We start from the raw sequence: 21,021 nt of genomic DNA, 5'->3' as shown, positions 1-21,021 counted from the left end.
GTGGAGCGGTTAGCTAGGTCTACTCCTTCGAGGCGACGCTGTCGCCCGCTTTCTCAACGGTGGCGAAGCCGACGTCGATGTACTGGCCGCCGTTTTGGTTGCGGCACGAAACCGCCAGCGTGTTGCCGGTCGGCTTCAGCGTGGCGATCGCCGCCGGGGAAATCGGCACGAGCTCGTAGTCGGTGCTGTAGCCGTCGAGCCGAGCGGCGAGCTCGCCGTTGATGTACACGCGGGCGTCCTCGTCGTAGTGCACGTAGAGCTGCAGGTTCTTCAGCTTCGACGCGTCGACATCAAACTCGCGGCGGATCCAGATCGCGCCGCCGGTCCAGTTGGTGTTGTTGCGGGCGTTGGGGGTCCCGCGGCTGCCGAAGCCGGCGGCGCCGGTCTTCCAGCTCGAGGCGTTGAAGCCCGGCTTGAACCAGCCGCGGCGGGGCCGGTCGAAGGTGTACTGCCACTCGGGCGCCTGCTTGCCGCGGTCGGCGGCGGTGGGCACCACCTCGGTTACGACCGGCGGGATCGGCAGCGGGGCGTAGTCGCCCGCGTCGACCTTCTCACGCGACGCCCACTTCTCGACAACCTTGTCGTCGTACAGCATCCGCATGAAGACGCCGCCCACCACCGGGCGGGCGGTGAAGCCGACCTTGCGGGCGGTGTCGGTCTTGTACCAGTCGGTCATCGGCTGGCGGTTGGGGGTCTCGTCGAGGAACTTGACGACAGGAGCGACCAACGCGGCGAAGTCCTCACGGTTGTTCGTCAGGCTGGCGGTCCACAGCACCCAGTCGAGCTTGGTGTAGGTGTTGCGGTTGTCCAGCGGCAGGCCGAACTCGTTCTGCGCCTGCTTGTAGTAGGCCATCTCCTTGGCGAGCACGGCCTCGGGGAACAGGTTCAGGCCGAGCACCTTGTCCCACACCAGGTTGTACTTCTGGCTCCAGGTGCCGGGGCGGTCGAAGGTCAGGCGGAAGTGGTCGCCGTCGTCGGCGGCCTCGACCCAGCGGGCGGCGAACTCCTCGGCGACTTTGCGGTACTCGCTGGCGGTCGGGGCGTCGCCCCGCATCTCGCACAGCTTGGCGTACGAACCGAGGCCGCAGATTGCCTTGGCCGACAGGTTAACGTTGTGGGCAAGGTGGCCGGCGAAGTCGTCGGTGCAGAGCTGGTTGTCGGGGTCGAATCCCTCCTCACGCAGGTACTCGGCCCATTGGGTCAGCTCCGGCCAGTAGCGGTCGGCGAAGCTGGTGTTGCCCTCGAGCTGCGCGACGGCGGCCATCAGGATCAGCATGTTGCCGCTCTCCTCGACCGGCATCTGGTTCTCTTCGCTGGTCTCGCCGCCGCCGTACACCTGGCCGTTCGCTTTGGGGTAGGTGCCCAGGTCGTGCGGGGCGAAGGGGAAGGTCCAGCGGTCGCTGGCGGCGTACTCCATGAACGGCGCGATGAACGACTTGGCGAGCGTCGGGCCGAACAGCAGGAACTGCGGAGCCATCGGGTAGAACACGTCCGAGGTGCCGATGCAGCCGTTGCTGTGGTTCTCTTTGCAGAACTGAATCGGCTGCCCGTTGGCGTCCGCGACGAACTTGCCGGCCGCGAAGCACTGGCGGAAGGCGAGCGAGCCGATGTAGGCGTAGTCGTCGCCGCCAGCCGCCCGGAGGTCGGCGGTCAGCTCCTCGTCGAACGCGTCGCACCGCTTGAGCAGCCTGGCGTAGTCGGTCGCGGCCTCAGCGAGCAGCCCCGACGCGTCCAGCCCGTTGCGACGCCAGTAGGGCCGCAGATTCTGGTGCATAAACTGAATGGAGTACAGGTCGTCGTAGGCCGCGATGAGCCAGCGCGATTGCGGCTCGGCGCCGACGGCGTCCAGGTGGAACGACACCCGCCCGGCCAGCGAGCGGGCCGGGGCCTGCGTCTCGCCGCCGCCGTCGCGATCGTTCATCAGTTCGCTCCGCTTGCCGACCTGCACGTCGGCCTGGTCGGCCTTGGCGGCGACGTAGAACGTGCCCCAGTCGATGCGGATGTCGTCGCCGCGGCTCCGCAGCACCCGCTGGTTCACCGCCGACATGGCGGCGACCGCCAGGCTATTCTCCTCGGTCGTCGAGGCCGTGGCCTCCTCGGGGCTGTTGTTGACGCTCAGCTCGGACGACGCGACAAAGTCGATCGCCACGTCGTGCTCGGCGCCGTCGGTCGAGTGGACCGTGTAGGTCAGGTACGTGATCGGACGCGACAGCAGGTCGATGTCCTCGGGCAGCGAAGGCGTGGTGAACTTCAGCTCTACTTCGACGCCCGCACCAGCGAAGGTGTAACGGGTCTGGGTCGGCGAGACCTCAAGCCCGGTCTGCGGCATGGCCGCCACGCCAGCGGGATCGGCGCCCATCACGCGGAAACGCTTGTTGTCGACCGTCACGATGCTCGCCAGGCGGTGCGGCTTGCCGGTCCAGTGCTCGGTGTTAGCGGCCGCCAACTCAGGCCCGGGCGACCACACACTGAAGTACGGGTCGCAGGCGATCAGCGGGGTCGCCGGGGGAGCCGACTCGTGGGGCACGGCCTGGGCGGCGTGGCACGCGAGGGCGGCCGCGGCGATCACTGCCGACTTCGTGAGTGGGAGAATGGAATTCCGCATGGCTTGGTCTCAAACGGGTTGATCTTCCGCCATTGCGGCGGGCGTAGGGGAGAGCCGGAGTAGGTAATCACACCGGGGGCGGGAAATCTGAGTCAAAAAACAGTAGTCGGGCGTGCCACCGCGTACGCCAGGGCGGGAGCCCAGGGGCGCCCGATGGCTGGTCCGTAATTGGTGGGGATCAACCCGACGTGCGCCATTGCTGGGGTAGAGGACGGTTCACGCAGCACCGCAAACATGCTGCTGCTGCCGAGCCGACGCGGGCCCATGCCGCCCAGCATGGGCATGCATTTGAGCAGTGCGCGGCAGGTGGCGTTTAGTTGGGACATTGCGGTCTGTTAGGGTGGTAGTCGGCGCGTGCCCCGGGCTTGTCTCCCGTCAGCCGCAACATGCAGCAGGCGGAAACTAACCCTTGGGGATGCCGGGTCGAGACGCCCAGAAGTTACAGGTCGAAGTTCAGTTCGTTGGAGCCCGATTCGACTGTCACCTGCTGACGCTGATTCGGATTGTCGGGCGGGATGGGACGGAAGTTGACCTTCTGACCTGCCGTCTTCTCAAGTTCCTCGCGGCTCGAGACCTGCGGGGGCTTTGGGTCCGACGTGAAGGTAACCGTGGCCTCGCCCGCCGTCGCCTTCGGCGCTGTGTACTTGCCTTCTTCGATGGGGGCGGAGAAGCTCTCGGTTTCGCTAATCTCGAATCGAATGCTCCCGTACTCCAGCGGTTGCCCGTCTAGGGTCACGACTCCATGCACCGAGGCGGAGCTCGAATCTCCTCCGCACCCGGCCGCGGTCAGCATCAGGGCCGCGAGCCAAGCAGTCAACGGAGCTTTGTTGCAGGTGGTCTTCATATCTTAGGGCCATGGGATAGCACGGCGGAGCGAGGCTGCGTCAGTCAGGTTCAGAATTCAACGTTGGCGATTTCAGGCGCACCAACAATGTTGCCCGCACGCGTGCCAATAGCGCGCCAGATTGGTAGCTCAATACCTTCTGTGAAGAAGTGCACCGAGCCATCGGCCATTGCGCCGATCACGCCGCCGTTGTGGTGGCTGCGGGCCGCGGCAACTGTGTCAGTGCCGCCAGGAGATGTCGCCCCAGGGTGGCCGCTGCCCTTGCACCGATCTTGGAACGGGTAATCGCTCTCCAAAGCTGGGCACGGGCTGTAGACGGTGTCCGATTCGCCCGTGTTGGGGCCGTAGGTAGTATTGAACAGGGCGCCGCCCATGTTGCCGTAGATGATCTCGCCGAACACGCCGCCCCAGCCAAGGTTCTCGGTGGGAACCACTCCCTCAGAGATCAGCAGCGTCTTGGACGTGCCGTCGGAAAGTTTCGCAAGTCGCACCTTAGTCGGCGGCCCGCCGCTGAAGGCGGGGTCGATTCCAGGGTATCCCTGGAGATTCTTGATCGCCATGCAGCCAGGGCCGAACCCGACCACACCGTTCTGAACGTCGCGTCGGAAATCGCGGGCCAGCGGCGTGTTGCCGTACATGTCGCCCGAGCCGACGCAACCGCGGTAGTTGCCACGCAGGAAGCCCCAGGTCGGCGACTCGAGTTCATTGCCGACCGGCGTCTGGTCCGACGGGCAGTACCAGCCGGCGACAAAGCTCTCACGGGCCTGACGTTTCATCGCGTCGACGTGACCGGCAGGGCGGTAGGCATTTTCGCCGCTGGTGTCGAACAGATCGTGGTAGAGGTCCTGCACGGCCTGCTCTTCCATAAAGGGCAGCACGTACTGACTCCAAGTGTAGGAGTCCCAGCGGTCGACCTTGCGGCCGTACGGCAGGTGCCCGTACGTGGACTCGTAGTTCAGGCAGGCGAGCGAAAGTTGCTTCTGGTTGTTGGTACAACCCGTACGGCGGGCCGCCTCTCGCGCCGACTGCACGGCCGGCAGCAGCAGGGCGATGAGGATGCCGATGATGGCGATCACCACCAGCAGCTCCACCAGGGTAAAACCCCGGCTCGCCTGACCAGAAAACGGGGACCGCCCGGTGTACCCGCGGGTGCGGACACACTGCCCACGCCGGGCGGCCCCAGAATCACAACTCCTGTCGATGCTCATATCTCTATCCAGGTAGGGTTAGAAGCTTTAATCGTCGGGAAGTTCCCTACCGCTGGCGGCGGCGTCCCACGATCATCATCATGCCGGCGGCCAGCAGCGTGCCGGCGAACGGCTCGGGAGCGGCGGTCGCGGCCGAGGCGCTGGAAACATAGCTAACGGCGCCGGCGAACAGGTTCACGCCGGGCTTGCCGTAGCTGAAAGCGAGGTCCTGCAGGCCGCCGGTGCTGAAGCCATTTCCGAGGCTCAGCGAAGCGCCGGGCGCCAGGGTGGTGCCGTCAGCATTGAGCAGCAGCTCGCTCAGCAGGTTGGCGTCGGAGCCGCCCGCTTCGGTCCATGTGTCGTCGCCGGGGGCGAGTGTACGACCGTAGTTGTTCGCCCAGGCGGTGTAGTCGCCTTCGGCGTACGTGGTCCCCAGTCCATCGCGGTAGACGGTGTAGTCGGCGGCGTCGACTGTGCCGTCGGCATTGAAGTCGCCATCGAGCGAACCGGTCACGCCCTGGTCTTCTAGGCTGTCCCAACCAGCGGTCGAGAGGGCGCCGGAGGCGCTGGTCACCTCGTAGTAGTCGAGGTCGACCGCGACCGGCGAGGTGTTGCGGATCGTGACCGCGCCGCTGGTGGTGTTCACCTCGAGCGTCAGGTTGGCCAACGCGCCGAAGTGCAGGAAGTCGCTCATTGCAACCGCGTCGTCCGAGATGCGGACCTCGTCGATGAAGCCGTAGAAGCGGTCACCGTGCCCGCCGGCGTACATGCCGCGGCCGACCGTCCAGTTGCCCGCGTCCCAGTCGCCGCCGTCGCCGGCGCCCGAGGTCAGGGCGGTGTTGGTGCTGCCGCTTGCGGTCAGGTCCAGCTCGGCCACGAGCTGGTAGCCGGTGTTCTGCTGCGCGTCGGCCAGGTAGAGCGAAATCGTCGATCCGTCGCTCACGCCGGCGGCGTGGTACCAGGTGCCGTCAGCCGAATTGGGGAAGTTGTAGCCCTGGATCGTGTCCGGCGCCGAGATGGCCTCGTGGAAGATGCCGGCCTGGTCAGTGAACTTGAAGGCGAGCTCGTTGGCGGGAGTGATCTGGAAGTAGACGGCCGCCAGGTCGCCGTTGGAGGTGGCGGCTCCCTGACTGTCGCGGCCAACAATGGTGCGGAAGCCGCCGTTTTCCGGCTTGAACGAGGCCTCAATCGTGAAGGCCGCCGGGGCAATCGTCTGGATGCCGGTCGCGCCGGTGAACATTCCCGGGCCGCCGCCGGTGTTCTGGATGCTGAGGTTGTTGGTCTCGCCGGTGGCGGCGATCTGACCGACGGGCGTGTCGTCGCGGTAGCCGAAGCCACAGCAACCGGCGGTGATCCATGCCGAGAGGTCGTTGCCATTGCCAGACACGTCGGCGATGTCGGCCGAGTAGGTGTTGCCGGCGTCGTCGCCGGCGAGGTGCACCACGTTGGCGCCGGCCGAGCCGTCTTCAAACCGCCAGTAGGCGACCGTGTTGGCCTGGCTGCTGCCTGCTGCGAGGATCGCCGCCGAGGCGGTGACCGCGAGGGTCAGCCGTGCGGCGCGGCTGCGGAAAGATTGAATCGTCATTTCTTGTATCTCCACGATGCTTTATATGATTGGGTCGGTTCTGGTGGCTTCGATCGCCGGTTCGCTCTAGCGGCGGCGGCGAACGCCGGCCACTACGCCGGTCACCAGCAGCGCCAGGGTGGCGGCTGCCGGCTCCGGGGCCGCGGCCCCGCTGAGAGCCGCGAAGGCGACGCTGCCGTTGGCGGCGATGAAGTCAGCCTTGAACAAGCGGAAGTCGCGGTAGTCGTTGTCGCCGTCGCCGTCGAGGTCACCCGACACGGCCGACTCGTACAGCGAAAGCCCCGACAGGTCGGCGCCAGAGTTCGCAACAAACGCGGCGAAGTCGTCGGCGTCGACATCGCCGTCGGCGTCCAGGTCGGAGCGGGCGTAGCCGCCGTCGACATTGACATACTGGACCTCGCCGATCATCTCGGTGCCGCCGACGAGGGTGAAGTTGAACGCGACGTCCTCAATGCGGGAGGGCGACCAGGCCGCTCCGATCGAGGCTTCTTCGCCGCTCGAGAGGTCGCCGCCGTCGCCGCCGTCGGCCTCGGCGATCAGCTCGGCGGTGGTCGACGAAGCAACCCAATTGCCGTTGGGATCAAACGTCCCGCCGGCGTTGATGGAAGTCCAGCCGGCGCTGTCTAGCGCGCCCGCTGCGGAGCTGATGTTGTAGCCGGCCAGGGAGAGCGAATCACCCTCGAGGTTGGTCAGGGTCATCTCGCCGGTGGCGCGGTCGACGATCAGCGTGGGGATCGCCTCACTCGCTACGGGCCCGGCGGCAAACGCGTCGCTGACCTCGGTGGCTGAGAGGGCGTGGTCGTAGACGTTGAACTCGTTGTAGCTGCCGTCGAACAGCGGGTCGGGCCACTGGGCGCGGCCGAGCCAGTTGTTGACGTCGTTCATCAGGCCGGCGTCGAACGGCACATCGTTGCCATCGCCAACCACGGGGCCGCTGCTGACCAGGGCGCCGTTGAGGTAGAGGCTAAGCGTGCCGTTCGGGTTGACGGAGGTGTCCACCTGATCGAGCGTCACGACCACGTGGTGCTCCTCACCGACGCTCAGCGGGCCGGTCCCCTCTACGAAGTTCTCCAGGCCGCCGCCCAGCCCATCCGGCTGGTGGGTCGAAGTGGCGAAGGTGTTGCCCGCGCGGCCCGTCTGGGGCACCACGATGATGTACTCGCTGGTGCCGCCGCCGGTCGAGAAGTCTTCGCCGCCGATCGAGTTGCCGAAGTCGCCCAGCCGGGCCCAGTTGCGGTTCTGCTGAGTGGTCGCCCAGAACTCGAGGGACAGCTGACCACTGGTTCCGAAGAAGGCGGCGTCGCTGATGATGTAGTTCGGCAGGTCGACGTAGGCGCCGACGGTTTCCGGGAGGCTGAAGTCCTGATTGCTGTTGGCGTTGTTGTTCTCGGTCAGGCGGAGCTGGCCACCCTGGTAGAACGCGATGCCCGAAGGGTCGACCAGCGTGCCGTGGGCGGTGCCGATCGAGTCGTTCGCGGTAGAGTCGTTGAAGGTGTAGCTGTGCACCTTGACTGCCTGAGAGACGGACGCCGTCGCCACGGTCGCTGCGAGAGCGAGCAGGGTAGCGGTGCGGCGTGCGGGCATGGTGAGTAGCATTTGGGGTTTCCTCCTGATTGCGGTGATGTCTTCGCTCGGGATGAGTTAGTCGGGTGTCGCGGGCGGTGGCCGTTGACTTGGAAGACGCTTGGGGGAATCCCCGGCGTCTGAAAAGCACTACTTCGGTTGGCTTCGAGGATTCGCTGCCGTGGCGTTCGCGGCCTCGGGCGCGTCGCCCAAGGTGATTAGTCCCATGTCGATATACTGTCCGCCGGTGAACTGCCGGCAGTGAATCGCAAGCGTGGCGGGTCCCGGCCGCAGCAGCTCGCGGGCCTCACTCGGGATAACGATGACGCGGTAGCCTTCGGTGTAGCCGCTGAGCGTGGCGATCTTCTGGCCGTTGCAGTACACGTCGGCGTCTTCGTCGTGGTGTCCGAACAGGTACAGGTGGCCGGTGAGGGCCGCGGGGCTGAGTTCGATCTCACGCCGCAACCAGATGTCGCTGGTGGTCCACTCGGTGCGAACAACCGCCCCGGGCGTGTTGGGCGCACCGAAGCCGGCGCGGCCCGACTTCCAGCTGGAGTCGTCGTAGGCCGGATCGGTCCAGTTGTCAGAACCGGGAGCGTCGGTGGTGTACCGCCACAGCTCGCCGTGCCCCTCGGGGTCCTTCGAGGTCGCCACGATGGTTGTGAGCTTGGGCGCCGGGGCGTAGAGCCGTGTGTTGAGCGGCGCCGCCAGTTCCGGGTTGATCTTCAGGACCTCGCGGTCGTAGGTCATCAGGCCGTTGATCTCGCCCTCGACGTCGGTCGTCTGGGTGTAGATTGCCGCGGCCAGGCCGCCGGCCTTGAGCACCCACAGGTTGTCGATAAGCTGCTGGTACTGGGTATTGAGCTCTTCGCGGGTTTCGTAGAAGTTGTAGCCCCAGTTGCCGGACTCCTGCCACAGGTGCCCCTCGACCGCCAGGCCCAGCCCGCCAAACTCGCCGAGCACCGACGCGCGGCCCTGTTCCGGTGGGAACATCGCGGGGCCGGGGTAGTCGTGCTTGTCGTAAAGGTCGCCGACGCCGCGGTCGGCCCAGCCGCTCGGGCCGTCAACCAGGCGACTGGGATCGTAGTTCTTGACCCAGCCGATGATCTCCTCGGTCTTGAATTGGCCCCAGCCCTCGTTGAACGGAACCCACACCACGATCGAGGCGAAGTTGTGCAGCTCGTCCATCATCTCCCGCAGTTCGGTGCGGAAGACCCGCTCCGAATCGGGGGTCCGCTCGCCGTCGGGCTCGTTCCAGCCGATGTAGCGGTCGCCGCTCGGCATGTCCTGCCAGACCAGCAGTCCGAGCTTGTCGCACCAGTAGTACCAGCGGGCCGGCTCGACCTTCACGTGCTTGCGGCACATGTTGAACCCGTACTGTTTGGTGACTGCGATGTCGTACTTGAGAGCCTCGTCGGTGGGGGCCGTGTACAGCCCGTCCGGCCACCAGCCCTGATCGAGCGGGCCGAAGTTGAACACCGGCTTGCCGTTGAGGTGGATCCGCTGGAACCCGTCGTCGGCCATCCGGAGCTCGACCCGACGCATACCGAAGTAGCTCTCTACGGAGTCGATCACCTCCCGGCCGTCCGCCGCGTCGTCGACCGCCAGCTCGAACTGCAGGTCGTAGAGCTTGGGCGACTCGGGCGACCAGAGCTCGGCGTTGGGGATCTTCAGGCGGAACGGTTTGTCGGCGCGGCCCGTCTTGCGGTAGAAGAGCTGGTCGCCCTGCGGGACGCGGGCGCGGATGACCGCGTTGTGCGCGTTCGGGCCAATGACCCGAGCGACAATTTCTAGCTCGCCAGCCTCGACGTCCGGCGTGAGCTTGAGCGAGCTGATGTAGGTTGGCGGCACCCGCTCGAGCCAGACCGTCTGCCAGATTCCGGTGACGGCGGTGTAGACAATGCTCCCAGGTTCGAGCGCCTGTTTACCGTGGGGTTGGTTGCCGCGGTTCGTCGGGTCCAGGACCTTGACCAGCAGCGTCTGCGGACCGCTGGACCGCAGCGACTGGGTGATGTCGAATGAGAAGGCGTCGAACCCGCCCTGGTGGGTCCCAACCTGCTGACCATTCACCCAGACCGTGGCGTCCCAGTCGACCGCTCCGAAGTGCAGCAGCAGCCGCCCGCCGGTTAGTTCGGGCGCCTCGAATTGGCGGCGGTACCAAACGGCCTGATTCTCATCGATCCGCTGGGTCGCCCCAGAGAGCGGGGCCTCAACCGGGAAAGGCACCAGGATCCGCTCATCGAACGACTCGGGCTGCGGGGCGCCCACTTCGGTGACCCGCAGGTCCCACTCGCCGTTGAGGTTCGTCCAATCCGGACGCACCAGCTGCGGGCGGGGGTATTCAGGCAGGACGTTATTCTTGTCGAGATCTTTGGCCCAGCGTGTCTGCATACCCCCGTCGGCCGCGGCCGCAATTTGCGGGCCGGTGCACGCGGCGAACAGCGTCAGGACGATGATCGCCTTGAGTTGGACTGCGGCGCTTCGAATGCTGATGCAGAGAGTAGACATAGTGCCAAGAGGTTGCGCCGCCGAGGCTGCGCCGAGTCGCCGTGATGAGGCTTGCCCACCGGAGGTCCAGCCGAGAGGGCGAGGAGGTCCGCTGATGGGCCTGGCCGGCGTTCCGCTGAATGCGGGCCGTGCCTGTCCAGGAGCCAGGTGTTCAAAAAAGGGTCCAACCGAGCGAGACGCCGCGTGGGTTCCAACCGCCAGCGGCCTGTCGTCCGAAAAGTTAGAAGAGTCTTGCCGCGGCACGCAAACGGGTCGCGGGCCTGATCTTCCGCCTCTCACTGGTGTATGCGGGCACGATTCTCAGAGTTAAATGAAAAACCTTCAATAATTCACACGAACACCTTCAGCTTGCGCACCGCTGGCCAAACAAGCACGCCGACGGCGCGGGCGGAGCGGGAAACCGGCCTGGGTTGCGGTCCGCCCCCAATCGCTCGCGGGTTACCTCATGCGGGGGTGCCTCTTCTTGGCGGCCGAACAGACTAGAATCTCGACTAGGGTGTGGGGCGAAAACCGCCGCTCTTTTTAGTGAATTCAGACCTTTCGCAGGTTTCTTGATTATGAAAGCAGTCGGTCGACGCCATACAACAGATGTCATGGCAGAGCGTCCCGATGAGACCGATAGCCGCTGCGACTTTGCCGCGCTCTGGGCCGAGTCGTACTCGCGTCTACGGACCTACGTACGGATCTTTGTTCCGTCCGTGCACGACGCCGACGACGTCATGCAGGAGACCGCCATGGCGATCGCTAGGGACTTCGAGAAGTACGACCCGCAGCGGCCGTTCCTGGAATGGGCGGTGGGGGTCGCGCGAAACCGGGTGTTCGAGCACTTCCGCAAGCGCGACCGGGACAAGCGGATGGTGTTTGACGTCGAGACCGTGCAGCACATCGAAGCAAGCTTCCTGGCGGCAGAGTCCAAATTCGACAACTACCACGACGCCCTGGAGTCGTGCCTGAAACAGCTGCCAGAGCGGGCCCGCAGGCTCATTGATCTGCGGTACCTGGCCTGCAATTCAGTGGAAGAGATCTCGGCAAAGCTAGGGTTGACGGTCCGATCGGTGTACACTCGCCTGTCGCAGGTGCGTTATGGACTTAAGCAGTGCATCGGGCGACGCATGAAACTATCGGGGGACGCGACGTGAGAGCGCCGCTGGAACTTCTCAACGCTCACTTTGACGGCGAACGCCTTTCCGACCAGGAAGCGCGTCGGCTGTCGGCGTGGGTCAAGGAGACCCCCGAAAACAGCCGGGCGGTGGTCGAGCTCGGCATGGTCCACGAGTTGACCGACAGCATCCTGTCGGTCCCACGGCTGCTGGACAAGCTGGCGCTGACGTCCGACCCGGCATTGAAACGCTCAATCGGGGCGTCGCTCGACTGGGTCGAGACCCGCGCCGAGACTCCCAACCCCGCCCAGCGACCTGCCCGCACGTGGACTGCGCCGCTCGCAGTCAGCGGCATGTTGCTGGCCGCGAGCCTGCTGGTGGCGGTAACCGCCCTGGTCTGGACCTCCGCGGGCCCTGGGATCAGCGACAACGAATCGGTCCTCGCTGTGGCGACCGCTGAACCCGACGCCGCGGCCCTGCAGCCGGCGACCGCTCCCGTAGTCGCCACGGTGCTCGATTCGTTCGACGCGATGTGGGACGGGCCGCGTGTGCTGACCCGCGGGACAACGCTCCTCCGCGGTGAAACGATCAATCTGACCGACGGGCTGCTGTCGGTCACCACGGCCGATGGCAGTGACGTCGTGGTGCAGGCGCCAGCGCGGCTGTCGTTCACCGAGTCGGCGTCGATCGACTTGCGGTCGGGCCGGCTGACCGCGCGGATCGGTGACGGCGACGACCAATTGGTCGTCACTACCCCCACCGCCAGGGTGATCGACCTCGGCACCGAGTTCGCCGTGGGCGTTGGCGAGTCGGGCGAGACGAGCGTTGAGGTTTACGAGGGCGAGGTTGAGCTCGCCAGCCTGGTCGGGGAAGAGCCCGGCGAGCCGCCCGTTTCGCGGACGCTGCGGGCCGGCCGGTCGGGGTACGTCGACGCCGACGGGCGGCTCCGGTGGACCATCGAGACCCTGCCGCACACGCGGGGCTACGTCCGCCCCGACGAGATCGCCGACCTGCGCGAGGCGAAGCGAGGCTCGCGGCAGGCCCGCGAGCAGGTCTGCTTCTACGAGCTGCAGCGGATCGAAGGCCTGCTCGGCTTCCAGGGCTTTGACATCCCGTCGGCTGGCGGCGAGCGCTGCATGGCGTTCGCCGAGCCTGCCCTCCGCAGCGATCGTGACCTCCGTTTCGAACGCGACCTGTCGGTCGGTTGCATGTCTTCCTCCGGATCGCTGCGTGTCGAGCACACTAGCCCGGTCTTCCTGACGCTCGACACCTCGCCGGAGTCTTCGCTCGCGCGGGCCGGTCTGCTGACCGAACGCGGGATGGTGGGACGTTCGGACACCGAGCTGTGGCTCGCGTGGCGGACCAGCGCGAGCAGCCCGCGGCGGCTGGGCGCCTACGCCGGGTTGTCGCTCATGTTCGGTGAAGACCGCCGCTTCAACGAGCCGCTATTCGTTGGCCTGATCGACTCGACCGACCAGCTGGGCGTCGTGGCGAATGTGGGCAGCCGTTCCATCGACCGGCCCATCGGGGTAGGCGCCTCACAGGTAGGGACCGCCCCGCACCTGTGGGTGATGCGGATGGTGTTTGGCGAGCGCTCGGACAAGGTGTCGGTCTGGTACGACGTCGCGCCGGGCAGGCTAATCGAGGCGACCCCCGACGCCGAAGTCCTCAACGCCACGCTGATGTTCGACCGGCTGCGTGTCGGCGTTGGGAACGACGGCGGGCCCTGGCTGCTTGACGACATCGTGCTCGCCACAAACCCGCAGGCGATTGTCGAAGCGAACCGGCTGCTCGACGGCGAGTAGCAGCCGTCTGCCCGCAAGCCAATCATCCGCACTCTGGCGGCCCAATTCTGCAATCCTAGCGGCACGACTTGCCGCGTGAGTATCCTATGGGGGGCTGCCCGCACAGGCGGCCGCTGGCCCACGCAGCGAACCCCTACAGGATGCGTCGATGAAGCCCCACGGTCTGGTGTTGTCTGTTGTTCTGCTCGCGGCGGTCGTGACTCCGGCATGCGGTGAGCTGACCGTGAAGCCATCGGACGCCGGGGCTGTTGTCGAGGTCGACGGTGAGCTGTTCGCCGAGTACCTGACCCGGTCCGGCCACCAGCCCGCCATCTGGCCGCTGGTCGGTCCCCAGGGGAACCGCTTGACGCGGTCCTACCCGCTCGGCGAACGCGGCGCCGACGAGCGTGATGACCACCCGCATCACCGCTCGCTGTGGTTCGCCCACGGCATCGTCAACGACGCCGACTTCTGGCTAGAGCCCAAGGGGGACGACGGCTGCCTCATCAAGCACGAGGGGTTTGAGACCCTCGAGAGCGACGGCCAGGTCGCGACGATCGTCACCCGCAACGATTGGCTGGCGGGCGGCGAATCGCAGTGCACCGACCGCCGCTCGTTCTGCTTCTCGGCGCCAGAGTCGGGCGTGCGGCTGATCGACTGCACGATCGAACTCATCGCCGGGGACCAGCCGGTCACCTTTGGCGACACCAAGGAGGGCGCGTTCGCCGTGCGGGTCGCGGGCACGATGAAGGTCGACGCCAAGCAGGGCGGGCACATCGTCAATAGCGCAGGTCAGCAGGACAGCGAGGCGTGGGGCCGCGCCGCCAACTGGGTCGACTACTCAGGTCCCGCCGACGGCAAGCAGTCGGGCATCGCCATCTTCAGCTGCCCGGATAGCGACCACGACCCCTGCCTGTGGCACGTCCGCACCTACGGCCTGTTCGCCGCCAACCCGTTTGGCGTACGGCACTTCCCGGCGAGCGACCTCGCCCCACAAGGACCGGTCACCCTTCAGCCGGGCGGTTCGTTCAAGCTCCGCTACCTGGTCGTGTTGCACGACGGCCAGCGGAGCCAGGACCAGCTGGCGGCGATGTACGAGCGGCTCACGGCCAAGTAGGCTAGTTGCCCGTCGCTCAGGACCCCTTGGCCACCGGCCGGTCGGGGTCGCGGATCCATTCGCTCCATGAGCCGGCGTACAGACGCCCCATCGGCAGGCCAACCGCCGCCATGGCCAGCGCGTTGTGGCAGGCGGTCACGCCCGAGCCGCACATGTGAACCACGCCCCCTTCGCCGGTGCCGGCAGCGATCGGTGCGAAGCGGGCGTGCAACTCCTCGGCGGGACGCATCGCCCCGTCAGCGGTGAGGTTCTCGGCAAACGGCGTGTTGATCGCCCCTGGCACGTGGCCCGCCACCGGGTCGACCGGTTCTTCGTCGCCGCGGTACCTGGCGGCCCCGCGGGCGTCGAGCAGGGCGGCTCCGCCCGAATCGACCGCCTTCTGGACCGCCGCCGCGTCGAGCCAGAGGGCGTTGTCGGGTTGGGCGGCAAACATTGCCGGCGCGGGTCGGGCCGGCTCGGTCGACGTCGGCAGACTGGCTGCCTGCCAGGCGGGGTAGCCGCCGTCGAGCACCGCGGCGAGCTCGTGGCCAAGCCACTTCAGCAGCCACCAGAGCCGCGCCGCGAACGCGCCGCCCGCGTCGTCGTAGGCGACGACCTGCACCCCCTGGCCGATTCCCCAGTTACCGAGCTTTGCGGCCAACTCCTCGGGGGTCGGCAGCGGATGGCGGCCCGAGGTTTCTGCGATCGGCGACGACAGGTCGTCGTCGAGGTGCGCGTAGACCGCACCGGGGATGTGCCCCTGCGCGTAGCGGTTGCGCCCCGCCTCGGGGTCCGCCAGGGCGAACCGGCAGTCGACGAAGACCCAATCAGCACGGCCGACGCCGGCCGCGGCGTCGGCGGGGGAGAGGAGGGTGGTGAATGCCACGGCGGTTGCTCCGGGGGGAATGATCGACCCCCGCAAGTCTACCGCTCGGGCGGGCGTCGGGAAGGCGCCGTCGGTCCGGCCCGCGAACCTTTCCCCGGGCTGAACGTCCTAGCGTTGAATCGGCCGCCCTCGGAGGGGCGGCGCCGCGCCGCTCGTTGGGTCATTGCCGTGCTCACGACCAAAGCCAACACGCCCACGCTCGCCAAGACGCTGGCTCCGGAGGAGCTCCGCGTGGGAGAGTACGTGGCCGTGCTGAACGAGGTAGTGGAAGTCGGCTCGTTCTGCTGGAACGCCGACCCTTCGCTGCTGCCGCCGGACCAGCCGGTGCGGATTGTGATCCGCTCGCAGGAGCCGGGCACGCCGCTCCGCGTGCGGTCGATCTGCCTGCCGTTCGTGCTGGTCAAGCGGCCGTGCGGTCAGCACCGCACACTGGACGTGCGCGGCTGCCAGCTGGTGCGGCTCGACCGTGTCTACGCGCGGGCCGCACGCGACGCCTGCCGTGGGCCGAAGAAGAAGGGCAAACGCCGGCGGCGCAGAGCCTAGGACGCCGCCGGCCGCTGCCTGCTACGACTGAAAGACCGATTTCAGGTAGCGGACGTTGGCTGAGAAGTTCCGCCGCACGTTGCGCGGGTCGTTGGCGTCGCGGGAACGCTCGATTACCAGCCAGCCCTGCCAATCGAGCTCGTCGAGGGTAGCGCGGACCTGATGCATGTCGAGACGGTCGTTGTTCTGGAGCCAGACGCCGTCCTGGTCGGTGGCGTGGATCTGGCTTATGCGTGCGGCGCCGAGCGTGCGGAGCTCGCCAATCAGGTCGCGGCCCGCCTGCAGCGGGTTGGAAAAGTTGAAGTAGATCTTCACCGCCGGCGAGCCGACGTCTTCGAGGAGCCGCCGCTCGCCCTCGGCGTCCAGCGCGGACTCGAGCCCGAGCACCACGCCCGCCTGCTCGGCTAGCGGCGCTAACTCCTGCAGGCGGCCGACGATCGCCGGGCGGAGCTCGGGGCGCTGGACGAGGTCGCCCTTCACGCCGAGCGGCAGGAACGTGTTGGTGACCCCGAACGCCTCGGCGGTGCGGATCGCGTCGCCGACCATGCGGCGGTATGTGGGACGCTCGGCGAACGACTGCGCGTAGAACCCCGACATCGCGATCGAGCAGATCCGCAGGTGGTGCTGCGCGGCCGCCTGCCGGAAGGGCTCACGGCCCGCCTCGTCGTTGAGTTTGCTGTCGAAGGTCGGCCGGTCGCCGAGCCCGCCCATGTCGAGTTCCAGGCCGTCGGCCCCGATCTCCTCGGCCAGGGGGAACGCGCCGAGCTTCTGACGCTTCAGGATCATCCAGTCGCACACGCCGATCTGGTACCGAGGCGTCGTGGAGTCGGCGGCGAAGACCGACGGCGCCGTTGCGAACGCGGCCGCCGACGTCATGGTGGCGAGGAACTGGCGGCGAGAAGTCGATTGCAAGGCGGCGTTCCTTGGCGGGCGTGGCTGGGAAGAGAAACCTGCAACGTAGGGACCACCCGCCCGACGCTCAAGTCGCTTTTGAGACACGACGCTTGGACGCCTCTAACCGACGGTGCGATTCGGCACCCGCGCGGGTGGTGTGTTACGATCTTGTCTCGTTCGCGGCGTCCGCCCCCTCTTCTCATCCGGTCCGCTGGGTCTCATCGATGGCTCGACTCACCAAGCTTGTGCTTCTCTGCTCGGCCCTGGCCGGTGCGTGCCTGACGGGCGGAGCCAGCGAGCTCGCCGACCTGCGCAGCAGCTTTGCCGAGCCACCGTCGGAGGCGTGGCCGCGGACCTGGTGGCACTGGACCAAGGGGGCGGTGACCGAAGAAGGGATCACCAAAGACCTTGAGTGGATGAAGCGGGCGGGCATCGCCGGCTTCCAGCTGGCCGACGTGAACCTGGGCGGCGGGCAGTCGGTCGAGCCGGCGGTCGAGTTCGGGTCGGCCACGTGGCTCTCTGCCGTTCGCAAAGCGGCCCGCGAGGCCGACCGGCTGGGGCTCGAGATGGCGGTGTTTAGCTCGCCCGGCTGGAGCATGACCGGCGGTCCGTGGGTGAAGCCAGAACAGGCGATGAAGAAGCTTGTCTGGAGCGAGGTTCAGGTGACCGCCGGGGCCGACCGGCCGATCGCGTTGCCGCTGCCCCCTACTTCGGAGGGCGAGTTTCAGGACCTCGCCGCGAGCCGTCCCGGCTTCTACCGCGACACTCGCGTGATCGCCTACCCAACGCCGACGGCGGATCGTGGCGGGCCCTTGGAGCCGGCCCGGGTCGTCACAAGCGACCGGCAGCAGGACGCCGGCCTGCCGCACGACGCGAGCTACGCGGCGTCTCTGGAGATCGACGCGCAGGGCACGGCCGAGGCGTGGGTCGAGCAGCAGTTCGATCAACCCGTAACCATCCGGGCGATCACCGTCGCGGGTCGCGGCGGCATCCCTGTCGGGCGGGTCCTCGCCAGCGACGATGGTGAGCATTACCGCACGCTGCTCACGCTGCCGGGCCCGCAGCTCTACCGGCAGTGCCGCGTCCGCACGTTCGCCGTGCCGCCGACGACCGCCCGGCGGTTCCGGCTCGATCTGACGGGGGCGCCCATCCGCCCCGCGGAGACTATGAGCGAAGCCCGCCCGACCGCGGCCGAGCGTTACTCGCTGTGCGAGTGGCGGCTCGACCGCGGCGCCCGGGTGCACCGCTGGGAGGAGAAGGCCGGCTTCCGACACCTGTTCCAGTACGACAGTGTCGCGACCCAGCCGATCGGGCCCGACGGCGCGGTCGACCCGGCTCAAGTTCTTGACCTCACCGACCGGCTGCAAGCGGATGGCACGCTCGCCTGGGACCCGCCGCAAGGGGATTGGACCGTGCTGCGGCTGGGCTACTCGCTGACCGGCGCCCGCAACCGGCCCGCCGCACCGGCGGGGCGCGGCTACGAGGTCGACAAGCTCAGCCGGCAGGCGGTCAACGATTACTACGACGCGTACTCCGCGATCCTCAGGCAGGCGGTCGGCGACCTCTACGGCACGCGGCTGAGCCACTGGCTGGTCGACAGCTGGGAGGCGGGCGCCCAGAACTGGACCGACCGACTTCCGCAAGAGTTTGAGCGGCTCCGCGGCTACGACCCAACTCCCTACCTGCCCGTGCTGGTGGGCCGCGTTGTGGGCGACGCCGAGACCAGCGACCGGTTCCTGTGGGACTTCCGCCGCACGCTGGCCGACCTGTTCGCCGAGCACCACTACGGGGTGCTGCAGGAGCGGCTCCAGGCCGACGGCCTGCGGCTCTACTCCGAGGCCTCCGGCGTGTCGCTCGAGACCCTCGAGGACACGCTGCTCAACAAGAGCCGGGTCGACATCCCGATGGGCGAGTTCTGGGTGCGGGACCTGCACCCCAGGCTGATGTACGAGCAGGACGTCCGCGGCGCCGCCTCGGCCGCTCACGCGTACGGCAAGCCAATCATCGCCGCCGAGGCCTTCACCGGCGGCCGCTACGAGTCGCCGTTCACGCTCAAACGGGTCGCGGACTATTGGCTGTCGCTGGGCATCAACCGGCTGGTGTACCACACCTCCGCGCACCAGCCTCTTGACACGCCGCCCTGCAACGCGATGGTCGGCACGCACCTGCACCGCAACATCACCTGGGCCGAGCAGGCCCGGCCGCTCAACGCGTACTTCGCCCGGATCTGCTGGCTGCTGCAGCAGGGCAGGGCGGTGGTTGATTTGGCGTACCTGCTGCCGGAGGGCGCGCCGTCGACGCCGCCGATCTGGGGCGATGGCGTGTCGCCGCCGCCGCCGCCTGGCTACCAGCACGACTTCATCAACGTCGACGCGCTGCTCAGCCGAATCGACGTGGCCGACAACGGCGACCTAGTCCTGCCCGACGGGATGCGCTACCGAGTGCTCGTCCTGCCTAAGGCGCCACGGATGCGGCCCGAGGTCATCGCCAAGCTGCTCAGCCTGGCAGAACGCGGGGCGACGATTTACGGACCCCGGCCTGTCGGATCGCCGAGCCTGATGGGGCAGCCGGACGCCGACTCGCGATTCGAAACGCTCGCCGCTTCGCTGTGGGGCGACCTCGACGGCGCCAGCCGCACCATCCGCTACGTCGGCCAGGGCGTGGTGGTATGGGGGCGGTCGCTCGGCAAGACCCTCGACCGGATCGGCCTCCGCGAGGACCTGGAGTGGTCGGGCCCGCTCGGCGCCGAGATCGCGTGGACGCACCGTCGCACCGACAATGCTGACCTGTACTACCTTTCCAATCTATCGGACACGCCAGTCAGACTCGAAGCCCGCTTCCGCACTGCGAGAGCCAACGCCGAGCTCTGGCGCCCTGACACCGGCGCCATCGAGTCGCTGCCGGCAGTGGCCGCCGACCGGCGGGCGCAGGTCGGGCTCGAGCTCGAGCGGAACGAGACGCTCTTTGTCGTCTTCACGGACGGCGAAACCGAGCTGCCCGCGCGTCGTTCGCTAGAGCTGCAAGAGCTCGCCACAATCGATGGGCCGTGGGAGATAGAATTCGCCCCCAACTCGGGCGCCCCGCCAACTTTCGTGATGGACGATCTCCGTTCGCTCACCGAGGTAGACGACCCCGGCGTGAAGCACTTCTCCGGCGTCGCGACCTACCGAGGGCGGTTCACGCTGCCTGCGGACGCGGCGGCCTTGGCAGACGGCTCCGTAATCGACCTGGGCGCCGTGCGCGACCTGGCAAGAGTTTGGATCAACGGAGACCGACTAGGTCTGCAGTGGAAACCGCCGTACCGATGGGACGCCGGAGCCTCGCTGCAGCCGGGCGAAAACCTCATTGAGATCAAGGTCACCAACCAGTGGACCAACCGGATTGTCGGCGACCTCGCCGATCCCGACGCGGCGCCCGTGCTGCCGGGATCCCGCGAAACGCTGCGTTTTGGACCGCTCACGCTAGAGCCGTCGGGCCTCCTCGGACCGGTGCGGATCTTGTCGCCCCACTAACCTTCTTTGAAGCAAACAAACTCATCCGCATGAACACACGACACTTCCTGGCATCGCTCGCGGCGACGCTGCTGCCGTTGGCGATTGGCGTAGTAGCCGACTGCCGAGCCACTGAGCTGCCCGACTACCCGGACGGTGAGGTCGCCGGCATCGCCGTGAACTACACCGACTCGAAAGCAGGCGGGACCGAGTTGCCCGACCCGCTGGCGACCGACAGCGGCGAGCGGGTCGCCACCACCGATCAATGGTGGGATGAGCGGCGGGCGGAAATCCATGCGCACTTCGCATCTTACCAGTTCGGCCACGCGCCGGGGAAGCCGGCCGAGGTGCGGTACGAGGTGGTCGAGGACCGCGGGGCTGCCTTCGACGGCGCCGCCGTGCGCCGCCAGGTGGCGATCCACTTTGGGGAAGGCGACTCTGCGCCGTGGGTCGACGTGTTGATCTACACTCCGACTAGCTCGGCCGTGCCCGCGCCGGTCCTGATGTCGATCGGCTTCATCGCCAACAACCAAGTCGTCGACGACCCTGAGGTACGCGTGGGGCGGGCCTGGGACCGCCAGACGAACCAACGGGTGGCGGCGACCGCGCCGAGCCGGTTCGGCAAGGTCCCGGCCAAACAGATCGTCGAGCAGGGTTTCGGCCTGGTCCGCTTCTGCTACGGCGACGTCGACGTCGACGCGCCCGCAGCCGCGGCCCACGGGGTGAGGGCCCTCTACGCCGAGGGCGACCCGCTTGCCCGCAATCCCGACGCGTGGGGCTCAATCGCTGCCTGGGCGTGGGGCGTCAGCCGCGTGGTCGACTACCTCGAGCAGGACGACCTCGTCGACGCCCGGCGGGTGGCACTTTACGCCGTTAACCCTCTGACAGTAGTAAGATTGGTCTTGATGCGGTGGCTTGGTCGCCTTAGAGGCGGT

General features: G+C 67.3%; 13 protein-coding genes and 1 pseudogene. 6 read left to right on the top strand and 8 right to left on the bottom strand.

Annotated features, from left to right (window positions below):
* Window positions 1-19: 19 nt before the first annotated feature.
* From Pla123a_RS11125 to Pla123a_RS11100, 6 genes are all read right to left on the bottom strand, one after another.
* The gene (locus Pla123a_RS11125) at window positions 20-2,605 is read right to left on the bottom strand and encodes a glutaminase family protein (RefSeq protein ID WP_146586889.1); all 2,586 of its coding nucleotides are present in this window, start codon (window positions 2,603-2,605) and stop codon (window positions 20-22) included.
* Between the two features lie 439 nt (window positions 2,606-3,044).
* On the bottom strand, window positions 3,045-3,449 hold the full coding sequence (locus Pla123a_RS11120; RefSeq protein WP_197527876.1) for a hypothetical protein: 405 nt from the start codon (window positions 3,447-3,449) through the stop codon (window positions 3,045-3,047).
* A gap of 50 nt (window positions 3,450-3,499) precedes the next feature.
* On the bottom strand, window positions 3,500-4,657 hold the full coding sequence (locus Pla123a_RS11115; RefSeq protein WP_146586886.1) for a DUF1559 domain-containing protein: 1,158 nt from the start codon (window positions 4,655-4,657) through the stop codon (window positions 3,500-3,502).
* Between the two features lie 46 nt (window positions 4,658-4,703).
* Window positions 4,704-6,221: a LamG domain-containing protein gene (locus Pla123a_RS11110; RefSeq protein ID WP_146586884.1), complete on the bottom strand. Its 1,518-nt coding sequence runs from the start codon at window positions 6,219-6,221 to the stop codon at window positions 4,704-4,706.
* A gap of 66 nt (window positions 6,222-6,287) precedes the next feature.
* Window positions 6,288-7,817: a LamG domain-containing protein gene (locus tag Pla123a_RS11105; RefSeq protein ID WP_146586882.1), complete on the bottom strand. Its 1,530-nt coding sequence runs from the start codon at window positions 7,815-7,817 to the stop codon at window positions 6,288-6,290.
* Window positions 7,818-7,934: 117 nt separating this feature from the next.
* Entirely contained in the window at window positions 7,935-10,292 is a 2,358-nt protein-coding gene (locus Pla123a_RS11100; protein ID WP_146586880.1) for a glycoside hydrolase family 2 protein, read from the bottom strand.
* A gap of 593 nt (window positions 10,293-10,885) precedes the next feature.
* Between Pla123a_RS11100 and Pla123a_RS11095 the strand changes: the two genes are divergently transcribed.
* The 3 genes from Pla123a_RS11095 to Pla123a_RS11085 all read left to right on the top strand — a co-directional run bounded on the left by Pla123a_RS11095 (window position 10,886) and on the right by Pla123a_RS11085 (window position 14,293).
* Window positions 10,886-11,431: a sigma-70 family RNA polymerase sigma factor gene (locus tag Pla123a_RS11095; protein WP_197527875.1), complete on the top strand. Its 546-nt coding sequence runs from the start codon at window positions 10,886-10,888 to the stop codon at window positions 11,429-11,431.
* Entirely contained in the window at window positions 11,428-13,197 is a 1,770-nt protein-coding gene (locus Pla123a_RS11090) for a FecR family protein (protein ID WP_146586876.1), read from the top strand. Before Pla123a_RS11095 ends, Pla123a_RS11090 begins: the two co-directional genes overlap by 4 nt.
* 148 nt (window positions 13,198-13,345) lie before the next feature.
* Window positions 13,346-14,293 carry a DUF6807 domain-containing protein gene (locus Pla123a_RS11085; protein WP_146586874.1) on the top strand — a complete coding sequence of 316 codons (948 nt, stop codon included), beginning with the start codon at window positions 13,346-13,348 and terminating at the stop codon, window positions 14,291-14,293.
* 16 nt (window positions 14,294-14,309) lie between these two features.
* On the opposite strand, the gene Pla123a_RS11080 is transcribed toward Pla123a_RS11085, so the two are convergent.
* Window positions 14,310-15,158, bottom strand: coding sequence for a sulfurtransferase (locus tag Pla123a_RS11080; RefSeq protein WP_146586872.1), 849 nt, complete (start codon window positions 15,156-15,158; stop codon window positions 14,310-14,312).
* A 168-nt stretch (window positions 15,159-15,326) separates the two neighbouring features.
* On the opposite strand from Pla123a_RS11080, the gene Pla123a_RS11075 reads away from it, so the two are divergent.
* Window positions 15,327-15,701 carry a hypothetical protein gene (locus tag Pla123a_RS11075; RefSeq protein ID WP_146586870.1) on the top strand — a complete coding sequence of 125 codons (375 nt, stop codon included), beginning with the start codon at window positions 15,327-15,329 and terminating at the stop codon, window positions 15,699-15,701.
* 21 nt (window positions 15,702-15,722) lie between these two features.
* Here the strand turns inward: Pla123a_RS11075 and Pla123a_RS11070 are convergent, their stop codons facing one another.
* On the bottom strand, window positions 15,723-16,613 hold the full coding sequence (locus Pla123a_RS11070) for a sugar phosphate isomerase/epimerase family protein (protein WP_197527874.1): 891 nt from the start codon (window positions 16,611-16,613) through the stop codon (window positions 15,723-15,725).
* 206 nt (window positions 16,614-16,819) lie between these two features.
* Here Pla123a_RS11070 and Pla123a_RS11065 point away from each other — a divergent pair, with 206 nt between their 5' ends.
* Both Pla123a_RS11065 and Pla123a_RS11060 read left to right on the top strand, forming a co-directional pair.
* Window positions 16,820-20,107, top strand: coding sequence for a glycosyl hydrolase (locus Pla123a_RS11065; protein WP_146586868.1), 3,288 nt, complete (start codon window positions 16,820-16,822; stop codon window positions 20,105-20,107).
* 29 nt (window positions 20,108-20,136) lie between these two features.
* A pseudogene (locus Pla123a_RS11060) lies at window positions 20,137-21,021 on the top strand (hypothetical protein); the annotation flags it as partial.

The organism is Posidoniimonas polymericola, from assembly GCF_007859935.1.
Lineage (GTDB): Bacteria > Planctomycetota > Planctomycetia > Pirellulales > Lacipirellulaceae > Posidoniimonas > Posidoniimonas polymericola.
This window is presented reverse-complemented; position numbering and strand designations above follow the sequence as displayed.

Excerpts from the sequence above, each read along its gene's own strand:
- Pla123a_RS11105 (WP_146586882.1), bottom strand. The coding sequence starts at position 7,817 with ATGCTACTCACCATGCCCGCACGCCGCACCGCTACCCTGCTCGCTCTC.
- Pla123a_RS11110 (WP_146586884.1), bottom strand. The coding sequence starts at position 6,221 with ATGACGATTCAATCTTTCCGCAGCCGCGCCGCACGGCTGACCCTCGCG.
- Pla123a_RS11095 (WP_197527875.1), top strand. The coding sequence starts at position 10,886 with ATGGCAGAGCGTCCCGATGAGACCGATAGCCGCTGCGACTTTGCCGCG.
- Pla123a_RS11120 (WP_197527876.1), bottom strand. The coding sequence starts at position 3,449 with ATGAAGACCACCTGCAACAAAGCTCCGTTGACTGCTTGGCTCGCGGCC.
- Pla123a_RS11125 (WP_146586889.1), bottom strand. The coding sequence starts at position 2,605 with ATGCGGAATTCCATTCTCCCACTCACGAAGTCGGCAGTGATCGCCGCG.
- Pla123a_RS11085 (WP_146586874.1), top strand. The coding sequence starts at position 13,346 with ATGAAGCCCCACGGTCTGGTGTTGTCTGTTGTTCTGCTCGCGGCGGTC.
- Pla123a_RS11065 (WP_146586868.1), top strand. The coding sequence starts at position 16,820 with ATGGCTCGACTCACCAAGCTTGTGCTTCTCTGCTCGGCCCTGGCCGGT.
- Pla123a_RS11100 (WP_146586880.1), bottom strand. The coding sequence starts at position 10,292 with ATGTCTACTCTCTGCATCAGCATTCGAAGCGCCGCAGTCCAACTCAAG.
- Pla123a_RS11115 (WP_146586886.1), bottom strand. The coding sequence starts at position 4,657 with ATGAGCATCGACAGGAGTTGTGATTCTGGGGCCGCCCGGCGTGGGCAG.